This is a genomic window from Waterburya sp. (assembly GCF_058530065.1).
Map to the genome: position 1 here is coordinate 1 of NZ_JBZNBU010000182.1, position 11,341 is coordinate 11,341.

Below are 11,341 nucleotides of genomic sequence, written 5' to 3' on the forward strand. Positions count from 1 at the left end.
CTCTAAAAAACAGGTTGTTTGAAGAGAGAATGCGTCCTTAGTTCAGTTGGTAGAACGTCGGTCTCCAAAACCGGATGTCGAGGGTTCAAGTCCTTCAGGGCGCGTACTAGCCTAATTGTACTAAGGGGTTGAGGTACAAATATACATTTACATTAAAGTTTTCCGAACTAACTAGTAAATATTAAGTCATTAATTTGTCTGGTAATTCGTTAAGCTTAATAATAGTTATTAGTAGAATGCTTTTGTTTTTGAACAGAACATTCTCCCCAAAAGTGGCGATCGTACGCTCGCTCTATGGAATAGCTAATATTTAAAATAACAGCAACATATAAATAATTTCGGCGATCGTTCCTGCGAGGCAAAAGTTTTGGCTAAAAAAGAAGTAGTAAAAAAAGATAAACCTGTAAGCAAAGAAACTGCCACTAATAACAGTGCAGCAGATTTCGCCCTTCAAACCAAAGAAGAGCTAGCTAAAGTAGTGTGGCCATCACGCCAACAACTTATTAGCGAATCAGCAGCGGTAATCCTAATGGTTATTTTAGTATCTACCATTATTTACCTGATTGATAATTTTTTTGCTTGGGGAGCAGGAAAGGTATTCTAAATTATGACTGATACCACAGACTTACCAGAAAACGAAGATCGACAACTAGAAGATCTAGAAGATTCAGAAGCTTCTGAGAAAAAAGTCCAGGTCAAAATGGGCTCTGCTCGTTGGTATGCCGTTCAAGTTGCTTCGGGATGTGAAAAGCGGGTAAAAACTGATTTAGATATGCGAATTCAGACCCTAGAAATAGGCGATCGCATTATTCAAGTCAGAATTCCTCAGACTCCCAGCGTCAAAATTCGTAAGGACGGTTCGCGCTACACCAGCGATGAAAAAGTTTTTCCAGGTTATGTTCTAGTGAATATGTACATGGATGACGATGCTTGGCAGGTAGTCAAAAACACCCCTAATGTGATTAACTTTGTTGGTGCGGAACAAAAACGTCGTTACGGACGGGGAAGGGGTCACGTTAAGCCTTTACCCCTGTCTCGCGCCGAAGTAGAGCGTATCTTCAAGCAATCTGAAGAACAAGAACCTGTCATCAAGATTGACATGGAAATTGGAGATAAAATTGCTGTCCTCTCTGGTCCATTTAAGGAATTTGAAGGGGAAGTAATTGAAGTTAGCCCAGAAAGAAGTAAGCTTAAAGCTTTACTATCAATCTTTGGGCGAGATACTCCAGTGGAACTGGAGTTTAATCAAGTCGAAAAACAAAACTAAATCATGCCCAGAAAAGTTGTAGCGTTAATTAAATTAGCTTTACCTGCGGGTAAGGCTAACCCCGCACCTCCTGTTGGACCTGCCTTGGGTCAACACGGTGTAAACATTATGGCATTTTGTAAAGAATACAATGCCAAAACAGCAGACAAAGCAGGACTAGTAATTCCTGTAGAAATCTCTGTATTTGAAGATCGAAGTTTTACTTTCATCCTCAAAACTCCTCCTGCTTCTGTATTAATTAAAAAAGCGGCAGGAATCGATAAGGGTGCTGGCGAACCTAACAAGCAAAAAGTAGGCACAATTACCAAAGCTCAGTTGCAAGAAATTGCTCAAACCAAACTACCCGATCTCAATGCTAACGACATTGAAGCAGCAATGAAGATCGTGGCTGGTACGGCAAAAAACATGGGTGTTGCTATCGCTGAATAATTTCAGCCCCCAAAAACCCGTACAAATTTATTACTTAAAACTTTTGAATGGGGAGAAGCTTGGTGCTTCGTTAATTACCCAAAGAAAATAACATGGCAAAAAAAATATCTCGCCGAATGCGCGAGCTACTGGAAAAAGTAGAGGAGAATAAAGTTTACGAACCTCTTGAAGCAGTACAGTTACTCAAAGAAACAGCTACAGCAAAATTCGATGAGACTGCTGAAGTTCATATCAAACTCGGTATCGATCCCAAATATACCGACCAGCAATTAAGAACCACCGTTAGCTTGCCTAAAGGTACTGGACAAACCGTAAAAGTAGCAGTAATTGCTCGCGGTGAGAAAGTTAAGGAAGCTGAAGAAGCTGGGGCAGAAATTTATGGTTCTGAAGAACTAATCGACGAAATTGCTAAAGGCATGATGGATTTTGATATCTTGATTGCTACTCCCGATATGATGCCCAAAGTTGCTAAATTAGGTCGCGTGCTTGGGCCTAAAGGTTTGATGCCTTCTCCCAAAGGTGGAACGGTTACAGCCGATTTAGAACCAGCGGTTCAAGCATTTAAAGCAGGAAAATTAGAATTTAGGGCTGACAAAACAGGCATCGTTCATGTTATGTTTGGTAAGGCATCTTTTTCTGCGGAAGATTTGCTAGCAAATCTCAAAGCATTACAAGAAACCGTCGATCGCAATCGCCCCAGCGGTGCTAAAGGTCGTTACTGGCGTTCTGTATTTGTTTCCGCTTCTATGGGTCCATCAATTCAAGTTGATATTAGTGCCTTGCAAGATCTAAACTTGGCAAGCGCAGCCTAAAAAATATTTGTAGAGAAACAGCAAGAAACAACACTACAGCTAAATATTAAAAGTTAAACGACTAAAACCAAAGACAGCAGGTGTGTCTGCTTAATTTCCTGCCGAGGTCAATGTCTATAGATTTAAGCTTCTATTTCAATAAATGGGAATGGGACTAAACACTAGACAACCTCTGGCAGAATGCTAGAGGTTTTGTTGTTTAGCAAGGAAAAAGATCCCAAACCAACAGGAGGTGACAAAAAAAATGGGGAGAACCCTCGCCAACAAAAAAGAGATAGTTGCCGACCTCAAAGAAACTTTGAGCGATGCTCAACTAGCTTTTGTAATTAAATATGAGGGGTTGACGGTAGCAGAAATTACCGACTTGCGTAACCGTCTGCGCCCTAGCGGTGCTAGTTGTAAGGTTACTAAAAATACCCTCATGAACATCGCTGTAGATGGCGATGACAACTGGCAACCAATGCAGGAATTCTTGAACGATGCAACTGCGTTTCTTTTTACGGGAGAAGAAATCGGTGCAGCCGTTAAAGCTTATAAAGCATTCCAAAAGGAAACCAAGAAAACTGAATTGCGCGGTGGCGTATTAGAAGGAAAAGCTCTAACCAAGGAGCAAGTCGAAGCATTAGGTGACTTGCCTACAAAAGAAGAGCTATACGCCAAAATCGCTGGTTCTATCAATGCTCTGGCTACCAAAATTGCTGTGGGTGTTAAAGAAGTACCAAGCGGACTCGCAAGAGGTCTTAAAGCCGTTTCAGAGAAAGAAGAGTAAATATACAAACGCTTATCTGAAACCAATCTACACAACACAATTAATTACTTATTTATTAAGGAGTAAAGTATGTCTGCTGCAACTGATGAAATTCTAGAAAAGTTGAAAACTCTAAGCCTTTTAGAAGCTTCTGAGTTGGTTTCTCAAATTGAAGAAACTTTTGGTGTAAGTGCTGCTGCTTCTGCTGGAGTAGTAGTTGCTGGTGCTCCAGGTGCTCCTACTGAAGCTGAGGAAGAGAAAACTGAATTTGACGTAGTTCTTGAAGAAGTACCCAAAGACAAGAAAATCGCAATTCTTAAAGTGGTTCGTTCCATCACTGGCTTGGGTCTAAAAGAAGCTAAAGAAATGGTTGAATCTACACCTAAAGCAATCAAAGAAGGCGTACCCAAAGAGGATGCTGAAGAAACTAAGAAGCAATTGGAAGATGCTGGTGCAAAAGTTGCTGTTAAGTAATTTTTGGCTGTCAACTTTGATCGCTTTTGATTGAAAAGAAGAGATATTCCTAGATTGGGATATCTCTTCTTTTGTATTGAGTGCCTAAATGTTTGTTGCGAGTGATATTGTGTTAGTTGTTAGTTGTTAGTTGTCACTTGATTAGTGTACAAAGTTCTCAAGAGAAATGCTGAAATTCTATTATTCTCGTCTTTCCATTAATGCTCGTCGGGTTTGGGTAACTTTGCTAGAGAAAAACATTGAATTTGAACCTATTTTGCTTAAACTCAATGGCGACCAATTCCAGCCTGATTTTCTAAAGCTCAATCCTTTTCATCATATTCCTGTTTTAGTAGATGGCGACTTTCAGGTTTTTGAATCCTTGGCGATTTTAGACTATTTGGAAGCAAAGTATCCCCAGCCATCTTTTATGCCTTCGACTGCCAAAGAAATTGCAAAGGTTCGTACGATTGAGTTGGTGACTGTAAACGAATTACCATCCGCTTCTATTGTGCTGATGAAAGAAATGTTAGATGTTCCAGTGGAAGAGAAAAAAATTCAACAGGCAAAACAAACTATGGCAACAGCCTTACAATATTTTGAAGATAATTTAACAGCAGATAAATTATATTTTGTAGGCGAAGAATTGACCTATGCTGACATAGTTGCTGGAACTGCTGTAGCTGCTATTCCTAACTTGGGAATCAGTTTAGAACCTTATTCTAAAGTTTCTAAATGGGTCGAACATTTAAACCAACGTTCTAGTTGGCAACAAACAGCACCCTCCGCTCAAGAAATAGAACAATCGAAAGCCATTATGAAAGCAATTTTACAAAGGCGTTAGGAACAATATTTATTTTATATGCAAACTACTTCAGATTATGTTTGTGCTTTTTGTGGCGAAACCAATAGCACTTTTGTCGATATCAGTGCGGGAATGCAGCAGTCCTATACTGAAGACTGCCAAGTATGTTGTCGTCCTAATGTTCTGTATGTTCGTGTGGACGAGGAAAGTTTAGACGTACAGATCGATAGCGATTATCAAGAATAAATTTATACTTACTTGAGAGAGAAGCGTAAACTAAATAAAATCCCCAATTAAGCAGCAGCGATTTCTTAGAAATTGAAGGCAAAGAAAAAACCGATCGCAAAATTCGCCAGCAAGTTTTTAAAATTCTCGATAGCTTCATTTTTTGGAGAAAAAACTATAATCATTCTAATTAATTTCCTGATGGTCTAGGTTATTGTTTCGGGAAAATGGGGAATTAAAAACAGTATTTTTTTACTTAAGTTTCTTGATAAATAAAATCCTTCTAAAACTACTCTAAGATGCCTTCCTGACATAACCCCGCAGGTGTCGATAAACCAAACCCATATATAGTTCTGAAATTATCGGATCGTCTCCCATCCAATTTATCTGTACTTTGTTTTCCTTGCTATTAAGTATCATCGCGCAATTAAAGCGATCGCTGAATCTAGTAAAACGATAGTCACCCCAAGCAAACACAATCGAATCTCGATTTTGAAAAATAATTCTCCAAAATTCTGGATTGGTACGGAATGTTTCGATTACTTGTTCGACTTTCATAGATCTATAAAAAATTTATTTCACAAAATTAGATACATCGGCTCTTTATAAAATGTTTGCTTATGACTTACTATCAACAATGATGCATATTCTTGAATTTAAGCTGAGATGAATATGAAAAAAGATAGCTACCTATTTAGCTACCTCTCATATTTAAAGCTTTATTAACTTTATTTTAGATGAGCAATTACCAAAAAGTGAGAAATTTACTAAAAATCAGCTATTTATCTGAGAGTTTCGCGAAAGTTAATACTTATGTACTAAGTAGTGAATAGCAGATCCCAAGACTAAAAAGCAAAAACTCCGCCAGAAGTATGAGAGCTACCATCCGCAATAAAGCTTCGTTTTGATAGTTTTCTCTAAGGTTAGAAGTAAATTCTACAGGATTGAGAGATAAGCCATTTAGCTTGCTAAAAATAATTAATTCCGCAACTAATTTAATCCTGAGATCGACTAACTACTAATCAGTCTCTAAAATGGCTTGTAAGCGGCTGCGAAATTCTCCTTTAGGATGACCGCCTTTAACTTCACCAAGAATCTTAAAATCTGCTTCAGGAGACTCACAAAGAATGTATGTAGGCCATCCCATATCTTTTTTATCGGGATATTGAGCAATGAGAATTTTGCGGTACTTGCGGTAAGTAGCAGTATCCTGCATTTTGACATCGATAAATTCTAAATTTAGTTCCTTGGCTACTTTGGCATCATAAAAAGACATTTTATGGCAAACACCGCAGTCTTCTGAGGAAAATTTAACTAAAGCTTGAGTCATAATTTTTCTCCAAAATTCATTAATCAAATTTTAGGCAGCTATGAATCGATTGACTCAAAATTTCACAGAAACTTAGCATACATATAAGCAATCCCTTCTGAAATCACCTTGCGAAAGCCTTCGCTAGAAGCCCACCAAGCTTGAGGATCGTAATCTAAGGGAGGATGGGAAATAATGCCAACAGCTATGTCTGGCTCAAAGATTTGCTTGTAGAGCAACCAGGTACGACGGCTATGAACGTCTATAGTATAAACATTGATTGCCTGAGGATTTAGGGAACTATTGTCGATCCATTTTTTGACCGCTGCTGCGGAAGTGAGGGTGCGATCGCGATCTACTTTGGGAGTAGGGATTGGTTGAATTTTTTGCGGCTCGAAACCTAATTTTACCATTGTAGCTTTAGATAGATTGGCAAAATCTCGATATTCCGAGAGATATTCTCCCCTACCAAAAGGACTACCCGCAGTAATCATCAACTCATAGGGGGAACTTTTAAATTCATCGATCGCGCCAATTATTCCTGGATCGGCTATCCAGCCTTCCACCACTAAAATTTCTGCCTTTAAGGGTGCGGAATAAGCCAAAAAAGGTTCTAATCCCCTTAAAAACGAACCAAATAAAGTTGCCACTATCCCCAAAATTATCAACCATCCTCGAATAGTCAATCCCCAACGGGCTTTATAAGAAAGTACCCCCCAAAGTTTCGTTTGTTTTTTTGGCATTGCGTTTTAAGTTTTCTTGTTATTTTTTCCAGCCAGATAATGTTTAGCTAAAAAGAGCGATCGCTTTACTAGAAAACGATCGCCTCACTAAATCAAATAATTATTAATTATTCAATACTAACTAACCCGCAACATTAGAATAGCTTTCCGTCTCTGATTGAGGTTTGGCGAAAATCATTCTACCCGCAGAAGTTTGCAGAGAAGAAGTAACCACTACTTGTATCTCCCCCCCAACGCGATCGCTTCCTTCCTCAACTACTACCATTGTGCCGTCTTCAAGATAGCCAATTCCTTGTTCTGGTTCTTTTCCCTGTTTGAGTATTTTGAGTTCTAAATTATCTCCAGGAAGATAAATAGGACGTAAAGAGCGAGCCAGATCGTTAATATTGAGGATTTGAACTTTCTGTAGGTTGGCTACCTTACTTAAGTTATAGTCGTTAGTTAGTAGAGTACCGTTAATTTCTTGAGTCAGACGTACTAATTTAGCATCCACAGTGTCAATATCGTCGTAGTCTGCCTTATTAATCAAAATGCGATCGGGATAGCGTTCTTGCATCTGATTGAGGATATCTAATCCTCGTCTACCGCGAATCCTTTTTTGGGAGTTACTGGCATCAGCTAGATTTTGTAATTCTTGAAGCACAAACTGCGGAATTAAAACTTGTCCTTCTAAAAAACCTGTTTTCAACAATTCTTCAACTCTGCCATCAATAATACAGCTAGTATCGAGAACTTTGGTAGGCATTGCTTCTAAAGTACCTTCCGCCACCAACATCGATTCAATACTGTTGGGATTAATCAGTCTGAGAAAAGTCAGACCGTGAGTATCTGCCAAACTAATACCTAAATAAGAAAACATGACGCTACCTAAAACCGCGACAGTAGGCTTAAAAAAGCTCAATTCTTTAGGTATAGGCAGCAGAAACATCGGGGCTAACATGAGGTTGGCAACCAATAAACCCATGACCAAGCCGATCGCCCTAGTGATCAGAATCTCGATTTTAGTATTGCGGATTTGATTTTCCAGACGGCGATAAGTAGTTTGGACTGCAACCCCAATTCCCAAGCCGATAATAGTAGCAAAACCAGCAATGACAAATCGCAAGGCTTCAATATTAGATACTCCTTCTAAGATGTCAGCAGGTAGCAATTGTAGTCCGTCAAAACCGATATTTACTGCTGCAATGATACAGATAATAATTATGATGGCATCAACCATTGTTTGAGTTGAATATGATGATAGAGGATATATTTATTCTTTACTTTAGTAAAAATTCGACAGTCCTGTAAAAAAACGAGGAACTTCTTAATGTCAATTGAGTACTTTTTCTTAAACCAAAAAACTACCTAACTAGTATAACAAAAGGTTTTTGGGCAATATTAGTCGTGCTAGAATAATTTAAAATTATTCTAAATAAGATAATTATTAAAATCCTGAAAGATCGAGTAATAATCGATAATATATCTTTAACCGACTTTCATAAATTTACGACATTTTGATAACCTATCCTCAGCCGAAAATTCATCTTATTCCTACTTCGGTTTATCTTCATTTACCCTTTTGTCGTCGTCGTTGCTACTATTGCGATTTTCCTATTTCAGTGGTGGGAGATAAAGGAGGAAAATCTACAGCGATCGCCATTGAAGACTATATTACCGCTTTAATTAAAGATATTCAACAAACCACTTCTAAGGGACAACCCATTGAAACCATATTTTTTGGCGGTGGTACTCCTTCTTTAATTCCCCCCAGAGAATTGTCGCAAATTGTTCGAGCCGTAGACGATCGCTTTGGTTTGGCTGGGAATGTAGAAATCTCGATGGAAATCGATCCTGGTACGTTCGATCGCGATAAACTACAAGGCTATTTAGATATTGGCATCAATCGTTTTAGTCTGGGAGTACAAACTTTCGAGCCAGAACTACTCAACATTTGCGGAAGATCGCACGATTTAACCGATGTTATCGAAGCGATCAATCTGATTAAACAACTCAATGTCGATAATTTTAGTTTAGATTTAATTACTGGTTTGCCCCATCAAACTTTAGAACATTGTGGAGCATCTTTAGCCCAAGCGATCGCCACTGCCCCCAAGCACCTATCTTGCTACGATTTGGTATTAGAGCCTGTTACTGCCTTTGGCAAGCAATACCAACCAGGACAAACTCCTTTACCCAATGATGAAGATACCGCCGAAATGTATCGTCTAACCCAAAGAATGCTCACCACTGCGGGTTATCAACATTATGAAGTCTCCAATTACGCCCAGCCTGGCTATCAATGCCGTCACAATCGCGTTTATTGGGAGAACAAACCCTACTATGCTTTTGGTATGGGTGCAGCTAGTTATGTAGATGGCATTCGTTTTACTCGCCCCCGCACTCGCAGAGAATACTATAGCTGGATCGAAGCAGGAAAGGCGATCGACACGCCCGAAATATCCACTACAGATTATCTTCTAGAAACTTTGATGTTGGGTTTGCGTATGGCAGAAGGAATAAGATTAGATTGCTTCGATCTAGACACTTGGCAGCAAATTCAAGCCTGTATCGAACCATACTACCGTCAGGGATGGGTCGAAATTGCCGATAATGATGGTAATTTAATTCAATTAAACCAAAGTAATATTTCCCCCAGCCACAACCACAGAATTCGCCTCAACGATCCTGAAGGATTTTTATTTTCCAATACTATTTTGGCTGCATTGTTTGAAAAATTATAAATTAGGGCGATCGCATTATCCAAAGTAATTACTTGTAAATATATCGTTATCGATAGGTATTCTTGTACTAAAAATAAGGCGATGCCTACGGCTAACTTCGCGATCGCGTGGCTAAGAAAAGTAAATATATTCCTCAGAAAATGCGATCGCGAATTGAGAAGATGAACGCTGAGAAAGTCCCAGTTGCGGAGATATTAAAGGTTTTACAGAAGAGATACAGGTACAGGTACGTTATCTAGCCGAGCTGCTACACGTTCAGGACCTTTAAAAGCTTGTTCTGCCAAATCTGGAAATCCCAAAGATATAAGAGTCTCTCCAATTTGTTGAGAAGTATTTTCAATTACGCTTTGGCCTCCATAAACTTCTGTCGCACTAGGATTTTTGAGAACTTGATTATTAGTTAGCTCTATATCATCTAAAAAAGATAGATCAGAAATATTTAAGTTCGACATTGATTTGCTCCTAAGATTTAAAAACCAGATATTTTTACTAATCTCCTTACTAGAAAATTAATTTTAATCAGGTTAACGTCTACAGCTTATGATGAGCGATTAAAGTAAATATTTTGAAAAGAATCGAGAAATGTTTACAGTTCTTAACTTGCAGATTTTGGCGATCCGATAGTAAACGAGCAGAAAACAACGCCCGACGTATAATTCGATGAAGGAAAATCTTAAAACCTTTGCCCTATAATACTTTCAAGATTTTGTTTACAAGAACTCTATTGAGTAATTTCAAAACAACGACAAAACGCGCTGTAATTATACGATAACTCATTCACTTTTGGCTACGGCGGGTATAACTATTGTTTCTCTAAGCGTTGGTCACTTTTTACCGCCATCGGATATTAAAGCAGCGATCGCCTTACCAGGGTGTCTATAAGACTGGAGAATAGATTATTACAAGTAAGGTAAGTACGGAAGTAGGGGAAGCTGCTAGGACTGAGATTAAGAATCTTACTTTTAATGACGAAGATGCCATACTCGAACTAGAACAACTACAACGCGCTTATCCTGGGGCTGACATATTTCTTAATGGAGAGCTAACGGGTAGACTTCCCCGAAGATGTCAGGATTCCCATCGAGCCAAATCAAATGGCTACGGCTGCATTGAGTGGGAGCAGGATTAAGTTTAGTTATTGTAGTTTGAGTAGGGCGATCGCACTAATGAGAGGGCAGTATGCAGTTGGGAATGTTGAAGTAAAAATAGTTTTTTAAAAAAAAGACAAGGTAATATTTCTCGTAGCGAAGAAAGCTGAAAATAACTGATTACTCTATGAAAAAACAAGGAACGCTAATCTTCTTTTGTGGCAAGATGGGTTCTGGTAAATCGACAAAAGCGATCTCCCTGGCGAAAGAATATAATGCAATACTCTTGTCTGAAGATGAATGGTTGTCGGCTATTTACCCAGAAGAAATTAAAGTATTTGCTGATTATATAAAGTATTCCTCTCGTCTCAAGCCTTTATTAAAGAAGCACGTCCAAAACCTCTTAAATTCTGGTATTTCCGTAATCATGGATTTTCCAGGTAATACTCGTAATCAACGAGCTTGGTTTAAAGATATATTTTCTGAGTATGAAATACCGCACAAATTATATTATCTCGAATTAAGTGACGAACTCTGTTTAAAGCAGATCGAACAGCGTAAAAAAATTAATCCAAGTCGCGCTGATTTTGATACCGAAGAAGTTTTTCATCAAGTAACCAGTTACTTTCAACCTCCCACCGAAGAAGAGGGTTTTAATATACAGATAGTAAAAAGAGAAAATATATGATGTAGCGTTTTGATGCACAGCGATCGCCCGTCCCGAACCCAAATTACACCC

At 38.7% G+C, this 11,341-nt stretch carries 15 protein-coding genes, 1 tRNA gene and 1 other annotated feature; of the genes, 11 read left to right on the plus strand and 5 right to left on the minus strand.

Features of this window, described 5'->3' with window-relative positions:
- Positions 1–31: 31 nt before the first annotated feature.
- The 9 genes from AC33VI_RS11515 (at position 32) to AC33VI_RS11555 (ending at position 4,760) form a co-directional block, all read left to right on the plus strand.
- A tRNA-Trp gene (locus AC33VI_RS11515) sits at positions 32–104 on the plus strand.
- A gap of 263 nt (positions 105–367) precedes the next feature.
- On the plus strand, positions 368–604 hold the full coding sequence (gene secE, locus AC33VI_RS11520; RefSeq protein WP_491782404.1) for a preprotein translocase subunit SecE: 237 nt from the start codon (positions 368–370) through the stop codon (positions 602–604).
- A gap of 96 nt (positions 605–700) precedes the next feature.
- Positions 701–1,267, plus strand: a complete 567-nt coding sequence (gene nusG / locus AC33VI_RS11525) for a transcription termination/antitermination protein NusG (protein WP_491782418.1) — start codon at positions 701–703, stop codon at positions 1,265–1,267.
- Between the two features lie 3 nt (positions 1,268–1,270).
- A complete protein-coding gene (rplK, locus tag AC33VI_RS11530; RefSeq protein ID WP_491782405.1) occupies positions 1,271–1,696 on the plus strand; it encodes a 50S ribosomal protein L11 in 426 nt (141 codons plus the stop codon).
- 92 nt (positions 1,697–1,788) lie between these two features.
- Positions 1,789–2,508, plus strand: a complete 720-nt coding sequence (gene rplA / locus AC33VI_RS11535) for a 50S ribosomal protein L1 (protein ID WP_491782406.1) — start codon at positions 1,789–1,791, stop codon at positions 2,506–2,508.
- Positions 2,509–2,557: 49 nt separating this feature from the next.
- Positions 2,558–2,713: a sequence feature (ribosomal protein L10 leader region), on the plus strand.
- Between the two features lie 39 nt (positions 2,714–2,752).
- Positions 2,753–3,277, plus strand: a complete 525-nt coding sequence (gene rplJ, locus AC33VI_RS11540; protein WP_491782407.1) for a 50S ribosomal protein L10 — start codon at positions 2,753–2,755, stop codon at positions 3,275–3,277.
- 69 nt (positions 3,278–3,346) lie between these two features.
- Positions 3,347–3,730 (plus strand): 50S ribosomal protein L7/L12, encoded by a 384-nt coding sequence (gene rplL, locus AC33VI_RS11545; protein WP_491782408.1) that lies wholly within the window; start codon positions 3,347–3,349, stop codon positions 3,728–3,730.
- Positions 3,731–3,896: 166 nt separating this feature from the next.
- Positions 3,897–4,553: a glutathione S-transferase family protein gene (locus AC33VI_RS11550; RefSeq protein WP_491782409.1), complete on the plus strand. Its 657-nt coding sequence runs from the start codon at positions 3,897–3,899 to the stop codon at positions 4,551–4,553.
- 18 nt (positions 4,554–4,571) lie between these two features.
- Positions 4,572–4,760, plus strand: coding sequence for a CPXCG motif-containing cysteine-rich protein (locus AC33VI_RS11555; protein WP_491782410.1), 189 nt, complete (start codon positions 4,572–4,574; stop codon positions 4,758–4,760).
- 273 nt (positions 4,761–5,033) lie between these two features.
- Here AC33VI_RS11555 and AC33VI_RS11560 read toward each other — a convergent pair whose 3' ends face one another.
- From AC33VI_RS11560 to AC33VI_RS11575, 4 genes are all read right to left on the minus strand, one after another.
- Positions 5,034–5,297, minus strand: coding sequence for a hypothetical protein (locus AC33VI_RS11560; RefSeq protein ID WP_491782411.1), 264 nt, complete (start codon positions 5,295–5,297; stop codon positions 5,034–5,036).
- 460 nt (positions 5,298–5,757) lie between these two features.
- The gene (locus tag AC33VI_RS11565; protein ID WP_491782412.1) at positions 5,758–6,069 is read right to left on the minus strand and encodes a YbbN family protein; all 312 of its coding nucleotides are present in this window, start codon (positions 6,067–6,069) and stop codon (positions 5,758–5,760) included.
- A 62-nt stretch (positions 6,070–6,131) separates the two neighbouring features.
- The gene (locus tag AC33VI_RS11570; RefSeq protein ID WP_491782413.1) at positions 6,132–6,791 is read right to left on the minus strand and encodes a YdcF family protein; all 660 of its coding nucleotides are present in this window, start codon (positions 6,789–6,791) and stop codon (positions 6,132–6,134) included.
- Positions 6,792–6,912: 121 nt separating this feature from the next.
- Positions 6,913–8,010, minus strand: coding sequence for a PIN/TRAM domain-containing protein (locus AC33VI_RS11575; protein WP_491782414.1), 1,098 nt, complete (start codon positions 8,008–8,010; stop codon positions 6,913–6,915).
- Positions 8,011–8,287: 277 nt separating this feature from the next.
- Between AC33VI_RS11575 and hemW the strand changes: the two genes are divergently transcribed.
- A complete protein-coding gene (gene hemW, locus AC33VI_RS11580; RefSeq protein WP_491782415.1) occupies positions 8,288–9,514 on the plus strand; it encodes a radical SAM family heme chaperone HemW in 1,227 nt (408 codons plus the stop codon).
- Positions 9,515–9,717: 203 nt separating this feature from the next.
- Here the strand turns inward: hemW and AC33VI_RS11585 are convergent, their stop codons facing one another.
- Complete coding sequence (locus AC33VI_RS11585; protein ID WP_491782416.1) at positions 9,718–9,966, minus strand: hypothetical protein; 249 nt, start codon at positions 9,964–9,966, stop codon at positions 9,718–9,720.
- 823 nt (positions 9,967–10,789) lie between these two features.
- Between AC33VI_RS11585 and AC33VI_RS11590 the strand changes: the two genes are divergently transcribed.
- Positions 10,790–11,290, plus strand: coding sequence for a P-loop nucleotide/nucleoside kinase family protein (locus tag AC33VI_RS11590; protein WP_491782417.1), 501 nt, complete (start codon positions 10,790–10,792; stop codon positions 11,288–11,290).
- Positions 11,291–11,341 lie beyond the last annotated feature (51 nt).